13 protein-coding genes are annotated in these 14,797 nt (G+C 70.2%); 6 read left to right on the top strand and 7 right to left on the bottom strand.

The annotated features are described in order from the left end of the window. Nucleotides 1–233 precede the first annotated feature (233 nt). From ACWDX6_RS20645 to ACWDX6_RS20635, 3 genes are all read right to left on the bottom strand, one after another. A complete protein-coding gene (locus tag ACWDX6_RS20645) occupies nt 234–578 on the bottom strand; it encodes a helix-turn-helix domain-containing protein (RefSeq protein WP_451486332.1) in 345 nt (114 codons plus the stop codon). After that, nucleotides 575–1,702, bottom strand: a complete 1,128-nt coding sequence (locus ACWDX6_RS20640) for a site-specific integrase (RefSeq protein WP_451486331.1) — start codon at nt 1,700–1,702, stop codon at nt 575–577. Before ACWDX6_RS20640 ends, ACWDX6_RS20645 begins: the two co-directional genes overlap by 4 nt. 417 nt (nt 1,703–2,119) lie before the next feature. Beyond that, the gene (locus ACWDX6_RS20635) at nt 2,120–2,722 is read right to left on the bottom strand and encodes an ATP-dependent DNA ligase (RefSeq protein ID WP_451486330.1); all 603 of its coding nucleotides are present in this window, start codon (nt 2,720–2,722) and stop codon (nt 2,120–2,122) included. Between the two features lie 265 nt (nt 2,723–2,987). Between ACWDX6_RS20635 and ACWDX6_RS20630 the strand changes: the two genes are divergently transcribed. Then, on the top strand, nt 2,988–4,478 hold the full coding sequence (locus ACWDX6_RS20630; protein WP_451486329.1) for an NAD(P)/FAD-dependent oxidoreductase: 1,491 nt from the start codon (nt 2,988–2,990) through the stop codon (nt 4,476–4,478). A 257-nt stretch (nt 4,479–4,735) separates the two neighbouring features. Here ACWDX6_RS20630 and asnB read toward each other — a convergent pair whose 3' ends face one another. Beyond that, nucleotides 4,736–6,580 carry an asparagine synthase (glutamine-hydrolyzing) gene (gene asnB, locus ACWDX6_RS20625; protein WP_451486328.1) on the bottom strand — a complete coding sequence of 615 codons (1,845 nt, stop codon included), beginning with the start codon at nt 6,578–6,580 and terminating at the stop codon, nt 4,736–4,738. A 1,155-nt stretch (nt 6,581–7,735) separates the two neighbouring features. On the opposite strand from asnB, the gene ACWDX6_RS20620 reads away from it, so the two are divergent. The 3 genes from ACWDX6_RS20620 to ACWDX6_RS20610 are packed head-to-tail and all read left to right on the top strand — an operon-like array spanning nt 7,736 to nt 10,894. Further along, a complete protein-coding gene (locus ACWDX6_RS20620; RefSeq protein WP_451486327.1) occupies nt 7,736–9,028 on the top strand; it encodes an SLC13 family permease in 1,293 nt (430 codons plus the stop codon). Nucleotides 9,029–9,057: 29 nt separating this feature from the next. Continuing rightward, complete coding sequence (locus tag ACWDX6_RS20615) at nt 9,058–9,339, top strand: DUF3040 domain-containing protein (RefSeq protein ID WP_451486326.1); 282 nt, start codon at nt 9,058–9,060, stop codon at nt 9,337–9,339. Nucleotides 9,340–9,370: 31 nt separating this feature from the next. Next, nucleotides 9,371–10,894 carry a potassium/proton antiporter gene (locus tag ACWDX6_RS20610; RefSeq protein ID WP_451486325.1) on the top strand — a complete coding sequence of 508 codons (1,524 nt, stop codon included), beginning with the start codon at nt 9,371–9,373 and terminating at the stop codon, nt 10,892–10,894. Nucleotides 10,895–11,013: 119 nt separating this feature from the next. Here ACWDX6_RS20610 and ACWDX6_RS20605 read toward each other — a convergent pair whose 3' ends face one another. Genes ACWDX6_RS20605 through ACWDX6_RS20595 form a run of 3 tightly spaced genes read right to left on the bottom strand, consistent with a single transcriptional unit; the run spans nt 11,014 to nt 12,869 of the window. After that, nucleotides 11,014–11,151 (bottom strand): hypothetical protein, encoded by a 138-nt coding sequence (locus tag ACWDX6_RS20605; protein WP_451486324.1) that lies wholly within the window; start codon nt 11,149–11,151, stop codon nt 11,014–11,016. Further along, complete coding sequence (locus tag ACWDX6_RS20600; protein WP_451486323.1) at nt 11,148–12,392, bottom strand: cation:proton antiporter; 1,245 nt, start codon at nt 12,390–12,392, stop codon at nt 11,148–11,150. Before ACWDX6_RS20600 ends, ACWDX6_RS20605 begins: the two co-directional genes overlap by 4 nt. 6 nt (nt 12,393–12,398) lie before the next feature. After that, nucleotides 12,399–12,869 carry a cation:proton antiporter regulatory subunit gene (locus ACWDX6_RS20595; protein WP_451486322.1) on the bottom strand — a complete coding sequence of 157 codons (471 nt, stop codon included), beginning with the start codon at nt 12,867–12,869 and terminating at the stop codon, nt 12,399–12,401. Nucleotides 12,870–13,146: 277 nt separating this feature from the next. Here ACWDX6_RS20595 and ACWDX6_RS20590 point away from each other — a divergent pair, with 277 nt between their 5' ends. After that, the gene (locus ACWDX6_RS20590) at nt 13,147–14,118 is read left to right on the top strand and encodes a HAMP domain-containing sensor histidine kinase (RefSeq protein ID WP_451486321.1); all 972 of its coding nucleotides are present in this window, start codon (nt 13,147–13,149) and stop codon (nt 14,116–14,118) included. Then, nucleotides 14,115–14,768 (top strand): response regulator, encoded by a 654-nt coding sequence (locus ACWDX6_RS20585; protein WP_451486320.1) that lies wholly within the window; start codon nt 14,115–14,117, stop codon nt 14,766–14,768. The genes ACWDX6_RS20590 and ACWDX6_RS20585 overlap by 4 nt, the downstream gene beginning before the upstream one ends. Nucleotides 14,769–14,797 lie beyond the last annotated feature (29 nt).

The raw sequence follows: 14,797 nt of genomic DNA, 5'->3' as shown, positions 1-14,797 counted from the left end.
ATCCCCAGGGCCCACTCGGCGTCGTCCAGGAGCCGGATCGCCTGCAGGCACGAGCGGCACAGACCGTCGGAGTTCAGCAGCCTCTCGTGCCGACACCGCGGACACGTTTCCCGCTCGCGGTAGTGCTGTCGCCAGCGCCTGCACCCGGCGCAGACCCCCCTCTGGTTGAGGACGACCCAGCCCAGACAGTCCGCACAGCTCCGGGCCGTTGCCCGGTCCGCAGCCACCGGCGCTCAGCTCGGCGGGAGCGAGCGCGGGCCACTCCCCCGGCGGCTTCCCGGCACCGGCCGCACCGGCCCCGACGGCAACTCCGCGCCGTCGGCCGTCCGCTCCCCTTCCTCCGGCACCGCGTGGCTTCCTGCCAGGGGCTCTGCCTGCAGCAGGTCCGCGACGGTGCAGCCCAGCGCGGCGCACATCATGTCCAGGTCCTCCAGCCGCACCGTGACCGGAGTCCCGCCCCATAGCGCGGCGACCTTGCTCAGCGACGGGTTGAACCCAACCTGCCGGAACGCGGCCAGTACCTCGGTCGGCCGCCACAGATCCCGCTGCGCGGCCACCATCCGCAGATTCCACTTCACCTCAGGTTCCCCCTGTCCATCACCAGTCGTTGGGCCGCCCGGGAGCTGGCCTCCAGGTTCGCGTGCTCAGGATCGGCCTGCGCGGTCGCCATATACCGAAGAGTCGTGGTTGCCCAGGCATGTCCGAGGACCTTCTGCACCTCCCACAACGTCATTCCGCGCTCGTAGTTGTGGGTCGCGCACGCGTGCCGGAGAAGGTGCGGGAACAGGTCAGTGACCGGACCGCTCAGGTAGCTCACCGCCGCGCTGTGCAGGGCACGACGGAATGTCGAGGGCACGATCGCCGGTGCGATCGGCAGGTTCAGCGCTGCGACCGCCGTGGGCTTCCGCTCCGACGGCCACAGCGGCGCCCGCGGGTGCTCGGCATCGTCGCCGAACTCGCCCCGGATCTGCTCGATGTACCACCACAGGAGAGCCCGGCCCTCCTGGAACAGGTACGCCTCGCGCGGCCGCGGCCCCGAACCGCTCGCGCCCTTGCCCAGGACAACGAACCGGCCCCACTGGCCGTGCTCCCAGTGCACGTCCCCCATGCAGACGCCGCACAACTCCGCCGCACGGACGCCCGACAGGTAGGCGATCTTCGTCATCACGTAGTCGCGGCAGGCGACCAGGTACTTCCGTGCCCGGGGCAGGTCCTCGCGCCAGCGGCCGAAGAACATCTTCATCGCCGCCTGCGACGGCGGGATTCTCAGCCCGAAGTCGCCTCGGTGACGGGGCCTGTTGAACGGATCAATCGGCGACTCGACCACAGCCCCGAAGCGGCTCATGATCTCGCCCGCGTACCGCTGCTCCAGGAACGCGAAGTACCGGTCGATCTTGCCGATCTTGAACCGCATCGTCGACTGGGCCCTCTTCCCCGGCCCGGCGAAGTACCGGTCGACCTCACGAGAAGAGAGCTGCCACGGCACCGTGCCGTAGAACTCGCAAACCTCGATCACCGGCTTGATCAGCCCATCTAGCGTCTCCTGCGCCAGCCCCGCCGCATCCCGGGCCCACTGGTACTCCGACAGCGTGTCCAGGAAGAACCTCTCCTCGTCGTACGCCGAGATCCTCGCTTGCCGACGCCGCTGAAGCGTCACGACGTCCGCGAGGCCGGCCTCGACCGACACTGTGGCCGGGTTCACCAACCCACCCGGCCCTCCCGGCCCCGGCACGGTGCGTACGAGTGACAGCGTGCGACTTTCGAAATCCGACACAGCTCCGAAGATTACGGCGATCGATCGCAGAATCTGCGAGTTACTGCGGAGATCTCACACCATCGAGTGAACGGACCCAGCACGCCGATCTACCAGCTGAAATGCGTCTTCGACGCGTCATGTGGCCGCGAACGAACCCGTACGTACTCCACCAGTCAAGCGCGTCCAACGAGCACCGGGCGTCTACGAGCTCACCTGGTCCATGGGCGCCGGACCCGCAGGACGCGCGACGTGCGAGTACGGGCCCGCGTGCCGCCCCGGCATACCGCACGTCATCTGGCGCCGCATCGGCACCCACGATCCTCACCAGCCCCTGACAGCATCGGGGGCGGTGGGCACGGCCGGTCACCCGCTGGCGGGCTCAGCGCCCGCGCCGAAGGGCGGGACATCGGCGACGGCGACGTCCAGCCGGAGCCGGGCGAAGCGCACCGGGTGCCGCCACGCGCCGCGCTCCAGCGCCGTGTCCACCGTGATCTCGGCGACCAACACGGGTTCGACCAGCACGACGTCGAGCGGCGTCGGAACGAGCGTCTGCGGCCGGCGCACGGTTCCGGTGATGGCGCCGACCACCGCCTCGGTGGTGTCCCGGCGGCGCACCTTGTAGAGCGCGCGGGCCCCTGGCAGATACCGCTGTCCGCTCCCCCGGATCACCAGTCCTTCAACGCCGGGCACCTGCGTCCAGGACGTCAGCCACTCCTGCGCCGTCGCCACGTCCGTCGTCTCGGGGCAGAGCGTCCACGGGGCACTCAGCCCATGGTCGGCGAACGGCCGCTCCAGCCGCGCGCGCCGCTCACCGTACGGGACGTGCAGCAGCTCCTGGCCGTCGATCTGGAGGACGACGAAGGCGATGAAGTGCGCTGGCGCCTCTGCAGCGAGGCGAGTAGCGGTACGGCCGCCGGAGACCGCGCGCCGCTGGAGCGCCTCGAACGACTCATCTCCTCGGCCCACACCACCAGCTCGCCGTCGAGGACCAGGCCGTCGGGCAGGTCCGCGGCCGCGGCCACGAGATCCGGGAAGCGGCTCTGCAGGAGCTGCCGCGGCGGGACTGCACCAGCAGCGGGCCGGTCGCCAGGGCGGCGATGCCGGTGTTGATGTCCACGGCCCACAGCACATCGCCGGCTGGTGCCAGCCGTCGGGCATGTCCGTAACCACCTTGGTCACCGGCCCGTTGACTTTCCAACAGTGGTGCGGACGCGCTGGGCGAGGGGATCGGATGACGGTTGTGCGCAGTGTGGATATTGCCGTGATCGGCAACGGGGTCCTGGGGCTCTCCGTGGCACTGGAGGTGGCACGCCGGGCTCCGGAAATGCGGGTCGCGTTGATCGGGCCGCCGGGCCGGGAGGGCGCGGCCACAGCGGCGGCCGGGGCGATGCACAACTGTTTTGGCGAGGTCACCAAATACACTGCGGGGCATGCGGCGTCCCGGGCCAGGTTCGCGCTCGCGCGTCGGGCGTTGGACAGCTGGCCTGCGTGGCGGGACATGCTGGCCGATGCGGCCGGCGCGCAGGCAGGCGCTTCCCTGCGCGACTCGTACACCACGGGCACGTTCGTCGTGCTCGGTAGCGGGTCGGGGCGGATCACCGGTGAGAACTTCGACGCGATGCGCGCTGCTGTGGCGCAGTACGACGAACCGCATGAGGACATCGCCCCGGAGAGCATCGAGGGCCTGGCGCCGTCCATGGACGCCCGCCCGCTGCGGGCCCTGTATCTGCGCCGGGAGGGCGCGGTGGACGCGCGGGGCGTGCTGTCTGCACTGGAGGCGGCAGCCCGTACCCAGAGGGTGCGGTTCCTGTCCACAACGGTACGCGGCGTGACGGCGGCGGGGGACGCGGTCCGCGGGGTACAGCTCGCCGACGGTGACGAACTGGCGGCAGGCGCTGTGGTCTTGGCAGCCGGCAGCATGAGCGGCGACCTCGCGTCCGGCGTCCTGCCCCCCGGAGCCGTCCCGCCCATGCTGCACGGCACGGGCCTCGCCCTGCTGACACGCCGTCACGCGCCCGCAGGCGCCCGTCATGTCATCCGCACGCCCAATCGGGCCGCCTCGTGCGGCGTTCACGTCGTCCCCCTGCCCGGCGCGGTGCAGTACATCGGCGCCACCAGCGTGCTGACGACCCGCCCGCCCCACGGCCCCGAACTGGGCGTGGCGCTGGACCTGATGCGCGCGGCCTGCACACAGGTCGACCGGACCCTCGCGTCCTCCCAAGTCACCCAGTGGCTCTGCGGCAGGCGCCCCGTCCCGCTGGACTGCTTCCCACTGATCGGACCGTGCTCAGTGAACGGACTCCTGTTTGCGACCGGGACGTACCGCGACGGATTCCACTGCTCCCCGGCCATCGCCCGTCATCTGGCCGACCACCTGCTGCACACCGGCGTCGCCGACGACCTCTTCACGTGGTTCGCGCCCGAGCGCTTGCCCATCCAGACCATGACCGTGCAGGAAGCGATCGCCGAAGCCGTCGACCACGGCCTCGACGGCGCCTACGAACACGACCTCCGGATGCCCGCCTTTCTCGGCAACAGCCCCATCACCGCGCACCTGCATGAGCGCATCAGCCGGGGATACGAGGGGATGACGCACCCTGTCGCGCTGCCACCAGAGGTCATGATCTCCGAGTTCGTCATTCCCTACCGGGACAGCGCTGAACCAGGTCGGAACGCCTGGCTGCGCACCTATCTCCGCGCGGCGTACCTGCACCACACCTGACGGTCGCAGGCCCGCCCCAGCCAACAGGCTGGGGCACGCGGAGGATCAAACGATCCTGGACCGTGGGCCATCCGACCTGGACGTGGGGCAGGGGGGTAGACGCAGGCTAAGGACGGGGGCCTTTCCTACCCGGGTGGCTGGCGCGTTGCCCTGCCTGGCGCATGCCGTCTTCACGGCGCACGGCGGAACATCTTGCTCTCCGACGTCGCGGACGTGGACCGGCCGCTCCGTTCGCACTCTCTTCGAGCGCCGTGCGTTCAGAGCGTGAGCCGCACGCCGTACTCCCGCAGCCACCCGTCGAGCCCCAAAACGAGCTCCGCGCCGCGTCGCATGCTGTCCGGGTCAGTCGTGGTGAGCGCCTCTTGTGTCGCCGCGCCGTCCAACAACCCGTGGACCGGGGCGTTGGGATCGTCGAGAAGCCGTGCCAGCTCTGTGCGTACCGCCCGGGCGTAGCCGCGGTCCTGTGTGGAGGGGTAGGGGCTCTTCTTGCGCTGCGCGACGGCGTCGGGTAGCAGGTCACGGACGGCGGCACGCAGCAGGCTCTTCTCGCGACCGTCGAACGTCTTCATGGACCAGGGGGTGTTGTAGAGGTACTCCACCAGCTGGTGGTCACAGAAAGGGACGCGCACTTCCAGCCCGGTGGCCATGCTCATCCGGTCCTTTCGCTCCAGGAGCAGGGGAAGGGACCTGGTCAGCGCCAGATAGCAGATCTCCCGCATGCGGTGCTCGGTGGCATCGGTGCCGTCCGGGTGGGGGACCTCCCTCAGTGCCCGGCGGTAATGTGCACGCTGGTGACCCTCCAGGTCCAGCCGGTGCAGCAGACCGCGGTCGAGAAGAGCAGTGTCGAGCGCCAGCGCGGAGATGCCCGCGGCGGCGAGCCAGGGGAAGGTGTCTGCGGCAGTCGCCACAGGGTCGTGGAACCAGCGGTATCCGCCGAACACCTCGTCCGCCGCCTCCCCCGACAGCGCGACTGTGGAATGCTCCCTGACTGCCTTGAACAGCAGGTAGAGCGAGGTGTCGGTGTCACCCAGGAGGGAGGGCAGGTCACGGGCGCGCAGCACGGCACGGCGGTTGCCGTAGGCGCTCAGGTCACTGGCTTCCAGTACGACGTCGGTGTGGTCGGCCGAGACGTGCGCGGCCAGTGCCCGCGCGTACGGGATGTCCGGCGTGGGACGAAGCGGGCTGGGAGTGAAGCTCTCGCGCCGGCCGGCGAAGTCCACGGCGAAGGACCGGACGGCGCCGCGGCCCTGTTCGCGAAGTGTGCGGGCGGCAAGGGCCGTCAGCGCGCTGGAGTCCAGGCCGCCGGAAAGCAGTGTGCACACCGGTACGTCGGCGATCAGCTGCCGGGCTGTGATGTCCTCGAGCAGGCAGCGCACGGTGGAGATAGTGGTCTGCAGGTCGTCGGTGTGTTCGCGGGCCGTCAGGCCCCAGTACCGGTGTTCGCTGACGCCGTGGTGGCCTACCCGGACGGTATGACCAGGACGCACCTCGCGCATGCCGGCGTAAACGGAGTGCCCGGGGGTCTTGGCCAGAATGAGCAGATGCCGCAGACCGTCGGTGTCCACTGTCGCTTCCACCTCGGGGTGAGCCAGCATCGCCTTGGGCTCGGAACCGAACAGCACGCCTGAGGCGGTGGGGTAGTAGTAGAGCGGTTTGATGCCCAGGCGGTCGCGCACCAGCAGTCCTTCCTGGACGCGCGTGTCCCACAGGGCGAGGGCGTACATGCCGTTGAGCCGGACGGTGAAGTCCTCACCCCAGGCCAGGTAGGCACGCAGCATCACTTCGGTGTCGCTCGCGGTATGAAACCGGTGGCCCCGATGCTCCAGCTCCCTGCGCAGCTCGCGGTAGTTGTACAGCTCACCGCTGTAGGTGGTGACCACCACGGTACGGCCGTCGATGTCCGCCGCCATGGGCTGCCGGCCACCCGCCGGATCGATCACCGCCAGGCGGCGGTGTCCGAACGCCGCATGCGCGTCGGCCCACACTCCCTCCGCGTCCGGCCCCCGGCACGCCAGGGTGGCGGTCATGGCGGCAACGACGTCTCGTTCGTGGCAGCCCGTCAGGTCTCGGTCGTAGGCGATCCACCCGGTGATGCCGCACACGCTGTTCCTCTCGCGAGGGGCCTCACGGGGGCCACCTTCGTGAGCAAGATATGCCAGAGAATGCCGCCGCCCCTGGTGTACGGGCCGAGCGGAGCCAGCCGTCACTCTGGGCGGCGCTTCCCCGCCGCCTTCGCGGCTGCGGCCATGGTGTTCAGGCCGGCCCCCAACGCCACGAACGCCCGGCAGTCCACCGGCACAAGACCCTTGGGGTGTTCGTTCCCGTGCGGAGCCCGGGCGCCTGTCAAAACCGCGACTGTCCCGACTACCGGCTGGACCCCAGAAGCAAGCGCCCTCCGGTCCGGTAACGAGGACTGCGTGCGATGAACCGCTGGCTTCGGTCCGTGGTGGTTTGCCTGGGTACCACGCCGAGCCCATGGGCCCGGTGGGGCGTGTCGATGCGGGCCAGCGGGTGACGTCGAGGGCCAGCCGTAGTCGGCCGCGTGCAGTAGTGCCGTCCGGGGAGGGGCCGGAAGGTCGTCGGCCTTCGTTCACCGTAGGTAAGGGGCGCCGTCTCGCTGCCCTCATTCGCCAGGGCGGCCGCCGAATGGGTCTCACGGGGGGCCGGGGCCCTGTGTGCGTCCCGGTGTGCCGGGTTCACTGCGCCCCTCGGGGCGGAGTGCGAGCTCCGGGACGAAGCGCGCAGCCACCGCGCCGAACGTCCTCGCCGGCTGATGGCCCCGTCGTGCTGCCGGCTGGCGTCGCGACTGACTCGGTCACCCCAACGCACGCACCACCAAGTCATCACCACCCCTCAGCGACGACCGCACCCCGATCGCTCATGTTGACGCGGCCGCACAGACCCTGCCCGAACGGATGCGGTAGCTCTCTTCCTGCCTGCCCGAGTCAGGCCCGCCCTGTGGTACCCGGCTCGGGTCTTTGCACAGAGCCGCGCCCCGTCACGGTGACGGGCAGTGTGACAAGAAGATGGGTGTCGACCCCGATGTACGGGGCCGGTGGGGCGGGTGATGGTGAGGTGGAGGAGCACCCTTGACGTCCCTTCCGGCGCAGGCTTCTGGCGGCGCGCCGGGCGGGGGCAGTCTGTGTGTTCGTGGCCACGGCACGAACGGAGTCCGCGCCGATGACTACCTTCCCGTGCCCCTCCGCATGCGGAGGGCAGCCCCTCTCGGCCCGCGGTGACCTCGGCATGGTGCCGCCGTGAGCGTGACGACGTGGTTGGCCTTGGCGGTCTTCGCCGCCGTCTATGTGCTGATCGCCACCGAGCGGGTCCACCGGGTTGCCGCGGCTCTCGGGGGCGCGGTGGTCATGCTGCTGCTCGGGGCGACCAGCCCCGAGCACGCGTTCTTCTCCAAGCGCGTCGGGATCGACTGGGACGTCATCTTCCTGCTGCTGGACATGATGCTGATCGTCGCGGTCCTCAAACGGACCGGCATCTTCGAGTACGTCGCGATAGGGGCGGCGAAGCGGGCCCGCGGGCGGCCGTACCGGCTGATGATGTTGCTAATTCTCGCGACCGCCTCCCTGTCCGCGTGGCTCGATAACGTCACCACCGTCCTGTTCCTCGCGCCGGTGACGATCGTGGTGTGCCGTCGGCTCGGTCTGCCGGCTGTGCCGTACCTGATCGCCGAGGTGATGGCCTGCAACATCGGCGGAGCCGCCACCTTGATCGGTGACCCGCCCAACATCATGATCGGCTCGCGGGCTGGGCTGTCCTTCAACGACTTCCTGGTCCACATGGCACCGATCGCGACGCTGCTGGTGGTCGTGTTCGCCGTGATGGCCCGGTGGATGTTTCGCTCCGCCTTCGTGTACGACGCCAAGCGGGCGGCGCAGGTGATGGAGATGCGTGAGCGCGACGCGATCAAGGACGGGCGGCTGCCGGCCGTCAGCGGCGTGGTCATCGTGATCGTGATGGGCTGCTTCGTCCTGCACACCGCGCCGCACCTGGAGCCCTCGGTGGTGGCCATCAGCGGCGGGCTGGTGCTCCTGGCCGTCTCACGGCTCAAGGCCAGGGAGGTTGCAGCCGACGTGGAGTGGGAGACGCCGGCGTTCTTCACCGGCCTGTTCGTCATGGTCGGCGCGATTGCAGACCGGGGTCATCACCGACCTCGGGCAGGCCGCCGCCCGGGCGACCGAGGGGCAGTTGTTCGGGGCGTCGATGGCGCTGCTGTTCGGGTGGTGACTTCGGCTGCGATCGACAACATTCCCTTCGTCGCCTCCGCCGGTCCGGTCGTCTCCGAGATCGTCACCGCGTCCGGGGGCCTGGAACATGCTGCGGTGCTGTGGTGGTCCTTCGCACTGGGGGCCGACCTGGCGGGGAACGCCACGATCATCGCCTCCTCCGCCAACGTCGTGACCATCGGCATCGCCGACCGCGCGGGTCACCACATCTCGTTCTGGCAGTTCAGCAGGTACGGGCTGATCGTCACCGCCGTCACCACTGCCATCGCCGGCCTGTACGTCCGGTTGCGCTACTTTGCGCTCGCCTGACCCGAGCCCACGCTGAGGAGGCGGGGACCATGCCCGAATCCGACGACGAGAAGATCGCCGATCTGGAAGCCGTGCTCTTTCACGACGACCCACGGTTCGCCCGCGGGCTGGGCAAGGGCCGCCCCCGGCGGCCCCGTGAGTACCGGCGGAGCCGTGCCTGGCTCGCGCTGGCGATCGCGTTGGCCGCTGTGGTTACCGGTGCGATCCTGCCCCAGGGGCTGCTGCTTGCGGCGGGTCTGGTCATGACGGCGATGGCGGTGAACCTTTTCGAGTCCGCCCGCGGGCGCAGGATCCGGCCGCCCAGGTCATGAGCCGGCTCGGAACCGTCCGGCAGGAGTAGCGGTGACACTTCAGCAGCTGTACCTGGTCCTGCTGGTCGGCGGCACGGTGCTCATGGCCAGCATCGCCGCCGCCCGCGCCGCACACCGGATCGGGCTGCCCAGCCTGCTGTTCTTCCTCGCGGTCGGAGTCATCGCCGGTGAGGACGTCATCGGCATCGAATTCGACGACGCACAGCTCGCCCAGTCCCTGGGCACCGCCGGCCTGGCGATCATTCTCGTCGAAGGCGGACTGACCACCCAGTGGGCCGACGTGCGGCGCCTGCTGGCTCCGGCCGGAGTCCTGGCCACCGTCGGCGTCGCCCTCTCGGTCGCCGCCACCGGCGCCGGAGCCCACTTCCTCCTCGGCATGGACTGGCACCTGGCCCTCCTGCTCGGCGCGATCGTCTCCTCCACCGACGCCGCCGCCGTCTTCGCCGTCCTGCGCTCCCTGCCGCTGCCCCAGAAGGTCACCGGGCTACTGGAGGCGGAATCCGGGTTCAACGACGCCCCGACCATCATCCTGGTGCTGGTGTTCTCCACCGCGGCCGCCGATCTGCCCGAGCCCGCGTACATCGCCGGGAACGTGATCTACCAGCTGGTGGTCGGCGGTGTGCTGGGGCTGGTGATCGGCCGGATCGGGGTCGCCGCTCTGCGGCACATCGCCCTGCCCGCCACCGGCCTCTACCCGCTGGCCACCGTCGGCTTCGGCATCATCGCCTTCGCCGCGGGCGGCGCCGCCAACGCCAGCGGCATCATCGCGGCCTACCTGGCCGGCCTGGTCCTGGGCAACTCCAGCCTCCCCCACCGGGCCGCGACCCGCTCGTTCGCCGAGGGCACCGGCTGGCTCGCCCAGATCGGCCTGTTCGTCATGCTCGGCCTGCTCGTCGACCCCAGCGAACTCCCCTCCGCCGTCCTGCCCGCCGTCGCCGTCGGCCTCGTCCTCCTGCTCGTCGCCCGGCCGGTGTCGGTCGCCGCCTGCCTGGCCTTCTTCCGCACCCCATGGCGGGAGCAGGCGTTCATCTCCTGGGCCGGTCTGCGCGGCGCCGTCCCCATCGTCCTGGCGACCTTCCCCATCGTCGCGGCCGTCGACGGTGCCCCGCACCTGCTCAACATCGTCTTCGTGCTCGTCGTGGTCTTCACCCTGATTCAGGGCCCCACCCTGCCCGCCGCGGCTCGCGGATTGGGGCTGACCCGCCCCGGCGCGCTGCGCGAGATCCAGGTCGAAGCCGCGCCCCTGGACATCCTGGACGCCGACCTCCTCACCGTCGCCATCCCACCCGGGTCACGGCTCCACGGCGTCACCGTCACCGAACTCCGCCTCCCGTCACCCACGGTGATCACACTCATCGTCCGCGACGGCATCACCCTGGTTCCCCGCGCGGAGACCGTCCTGCAAACCGGTGACGAGCTGCTCCTTGTCACCACACCCAGCGTGCGAGAGGCGGCGGAGCAACGCCTCCGTGCCATCGGCCGACGCGGCAAACTCGCCCGCTGGCTCGGCGAGCACGGACGCCTCGAACCACCGCCCCCGAACCGCGGGCGCTGAGCGGTCGGCGCCTGCGGCGGCGGGCAGCAGTGCGGCAAGAACACGATGCTCACCGGCCACAGCACGATCAACACGGTCAGAGTGGCCGCGTTGGAGACGGGATGCCGTGCCGTATCGGCCTACCAGGCCGCGTTGCGCATCATGAGGCGTGGGAGGTGGCGGGCGAAGCCGATGGCGCCACCGAGGTAGACGGCCAGGGCGGCGTTCACCAGAACGGTGTCCGTGCTGGTGAACGCCGCCCAGTCGTCCTCGCTCACGCGCGGCCGGCGGGGTTCTGATCCGGCACGGCCTCCGGCTGCTTCGCCGGGGACGGCATCGTGGCCGGGCGCGGCTCGTCCGAGTTGCGGTGCTTGCTGATCCAGGCGGCCATAGGTTCGGTGTAGCGCGCGGTCAGCGGCCCGATCACGACCAGGATCAGGACGTACGCGGTCGCCAGCGGGCCCAGCGCCGGTTCGATGCCGGCGGTGACGGCGAGACCGGCGATGACGATGGAGAACTCGCCGCGCGCGACCAGGGTGCCGCCGGCGCGCCAGCGGCCCTTGACCCCGATGCCGGCTCGCCTGGCGGCCCAGTACCCGGTGGCGATCTTCGTCAGAGCGGTGACGACCGCGAGAGCCAGTGCGGGCAGCAGGACGGGCGGGATGCTGGCCGGGTCGGTGTGCAGGCCGAAGAAGACGAAGAACACCGCGGCGAACAGGTCCCGTAGCGGACTGAGCAGCGTGTGGGTGCCCTCGGCGACCTCGCCGGACAGGGCGATGCCGACCAGGAACGCGCCGACGGCGGCGGAGACCTGGAGCTGCTGGGCGATGCCCGCCACCAGCAGGGTCAGGCCGAGGACAACGAGAAGGAGCTTCTCGGGGTCGTCGCTGGAGACGAAGCGGGAGATCAGCCGTCCGTAGCGGACGGCGACGAACAGCACGGCTCCGGCGACGCCGAGGGCGATCGCCAGGGTGGCGCTGCCGGCCGCCAGGCTCACCCCTGCCAGTAGGGCCGTGATGATGGGCAGGTAGACGGCCATGGCCAGGTCTTCGAGGACCAGGATGCTGAGGATCACCGGGGTCTCGCGGTTGCCGAGGCGGCCCAGGTCGCCCATCACCTTGGCGATGACCCCGGAGGACGAGATCCAGGTGACCCCAGCCAGGACCACTGCTGCCACCGGCCCCCAGCCCATCAGCAGCGCGGCCACCGCTCCCGGCACGGCGTTCAAGGTGAAGTCGACCAGGCCCGCCGGGTACTGCGTCTTGAGGTTGGAGACCAGATCGCTTGCGGTGTACTCCAGGCCGAGCATCAGCAGCAGGAGGATGACGCCGATCTCGGCGCCGATCGCGACGAACTCCTCACTGGCGGGCAGCGGAAGAAGACCGCCCTCACCGAAGGCGAGGCCCGCCAGCAGGTACAGGGGTATGGGTGAGAACTTGAGCCTGCCCGCGACCCGGCCGAGCAGGCCAAGGCCGAGGATGATCGCGCCGAATTCGATCAGGAAGACCGCGGAGTGCACGGGCGATCACTCCCGACCGAGTATCGCGGCAGCCGCGTCGACGCCCTCGCGGGTACCGATCACGATGAGGGTGTCCCCGCCGGCGAGCCGGAAATCCGGTGCGGGGGACGGCCGCGCCTCAGCCCGACGCAGGACCGCGACCACCGACACACCGGTCTCGGTACGCATCCGGGTCTCGCCCAGCACCCGGCCGTTCCAGTACGCATGCGCGGACAGCTCGATCCGCTCGGCAACCAGGCCCAGATCAGTGGTGTGCAGCAGGTTGGGGCTGTGGTGCGCGGGCATCAGCGCGTCGATCAGCGAGGCCGTTTCCGCGCCCGTGAGGTGCAAGGATTGCGCGCAGGCATCGGGGTCGTCGGCCCGGTAGACGTTCACTGTCCGGGTTCCGTCCCGGTGCGCGATCACCGACAGGTGCCGGTGTTCGCGGGTGGTGAGGTCGTATTGGACCCCGATGCCGGGCAGTGGTGTCGTACGCATCCGTGGAGCAGGCACAGCCCGTCCCCCTCTGTTCGATCTTTGCGATGGTGGTGCGAAGCGCGGCGGGATCGGGCAGGTGATCCGGCGCGGCAAGGGGTCATGTTGCCAGGTGCGAACAGGGCCGGGATATGGGTGTCGCCACGGATGGACAAGCGGTGCCGTCCCCCGGCAGGGTGGGGCGGGGCAGTAGGTGCAACCGCAGGTCAGTGCCCGGATGACGCCCGGACGCGAGGCGGCGACAGTGAAGGTGGGAGCCCACCGAGAAAGGCGCGGGACCATGTCGCTGTACTGGCGGATCTTCCTCCTCAACGCCGCCGTCCTTGTCGCGGCCGTTCTGCTGCTCCTCGGCCCCGTCACCGTCTCCACCCCCGTGCTGCTCGGCGAGGCCCTGGTGCTGCTCGTCGGGCTGGTCGCGATGCTGATCGCCAACGCCGTGCTGCTGCGGATCGGCCTCGCCCCGCTGCAGCGCCTGACCCGGGCCATGGCCACAGCAGACCTCCTCCAGCCCGGCCACCGCACCACAGTCTCCGGCACCGGTGAGATTGCCGAACTGACGAAGACGTTCAACGCGATGCTCAGCCGCCTGGAAGCCGAACGCGCGGCCAGCTCAGGCCGGGTCCTGTCCGCGCAGGAAGCCGAACGCCGGCGCATCGCCCAGGAACTCCACGACGAGGTCGGCCAGACCCTCACCGCCGTACTCCTCCAGCTCAAACACGCGACCGACCACGCCCCCGCGGCCGTACGCGAGGACCTTCACCAGGCCCAGGAAACCACCCGCGCCAGCCTCGACGAGATCCGCCGCATCGCCCGCCGCCTGCGCCCGGGAGTGCTGGAGGAACTGGGCCTGCACAGCGCCCTGCGCGCCCTGGCCGCCGAGTTCACCACTTCCCGCCTGAGCGTGACCACCCACATCACCCCCGGCCTGCCGCATCTGGACCCGGCAACCGAACTCGTCTTCTACCGCATCGCCCAAGAGGCGCTGACCAACACCGCCCGCCACTCCGGCGCCCGCACGGTCGAACTCCACCTGCGCGCACTACCCGGCGGCGGTGTGGGTCTGCTGGTCCGCGACAACGGTCGGGGACTCGGATCGGCGCCGGAAGGAGCCGGCATCCGTGGCATGCGCGAACGCGCGTTGCTCATCGGCGCGGAGCTCCTGATCGGCGCCGGCCCCAACGGGGGCACCCAAGTACGTCTGAATGTCACCGGCAGCACCACTGGCGACCACCCCCGGGAGAGCGCCCGATGACCGCACCGGCCCGCATCTTGCTCGCCGACGACCACGCCCTGGTCCGCCGCGGTGTACGCCTCATCCTCGACGCCGAACCGGACCTGACCGTCGTCGCGGAGGCGGCCGACGGAGCCGAAGCCGTCGCCCAGGCCCGCGACCAGGACATCGACCTGGCCATCCTCGACATCGCCATGCCCCGCCAGACCGGCCTCCAAGCCGCCCGCGAACTCGCCCGCATCCGCCCCGACCTGCGCACCCTGATGCTGACGATGTACGACAATGAGCAGTACTTCTTCGAAGCGCTCAGGGCCGGCGCGTCCGGATACGTCCTGAAGTCCGTCGCCGACCGCGACCTCGTTGAAGCCTGCCGCGCTGCCCTGCGTGACGAACCCTTCATCTACCCCGGCGCCGAGACCACCCTCATCCGTACCTATCTCGACCGCGCCCGCAGGGGCGATCCGCTGCCGGCCCGCCCCATCACTGAGCGCGAGGAGGAGATCCTCAAACTCGTCGCCGAGGGCCACACCTCTAAGGAGATCGGCGACCTTCTCGTCATCAGCGCCAAGACCGTCGAGCGCCACCGCGCGAACCTGCTCCAGAAACTCGGCCTGCGCGACCGCCTGGAACTCACCCGCTACGCCATCCGCGTCGGCCTCATCGAACCGTAACCAGCCTGCCTCCGCCGCCCCAAGCCTGT

The sequence above is a fragment of the Streptomyces sp. NPDC003027 genome, from assembly GCF_053591435.1.
This window is presented reverse-complemented; position numbering and strand designations above follow the sequence as displayed.

What these genes read in the sequence shown, in the direction of transcription:
- ACWDX6_RS20630 (WP_451486329.1), top strand. Translation starts at nt 2,988, where the DNA reads ATGACGGTTGTGCGCAGTGTGGATATTGCCGTGATCGGCAACGGGGTC.
- ACWDX6_RS20615 (WP_451486326.1), top strand. Translation starts at nt 9,058, where the DNA reads ATGCCCGAATCCGACGACGAGAAGATCGCCGATCTGGAAGCCGTGCTC.
- ACWDX6_RS20595 (WP_451486322.1), bottom strand. Translation starts at nt 12,869, where the DNA reads ATGCGTACGACACCACTGCCCGGCATCGGGGTCCAATACGACCTCACC.
- ACWDX6_RS20590 (WP_451486321.1), top strand. Translation starts at nt 13,147, where the DNA reads ATGTCGCTGTACTGGCGGATCTTCCTCCTCAACGCCGCCGTCCTTGTC.
- ACWDX6_RS20585 (WP_451486320.1), top strand. Translation starts at nt 14,115, where the DNA reads ATGACCGCACCGGCCCGCATCTTGCTCGCCGACGACCACGCCCTGGTC.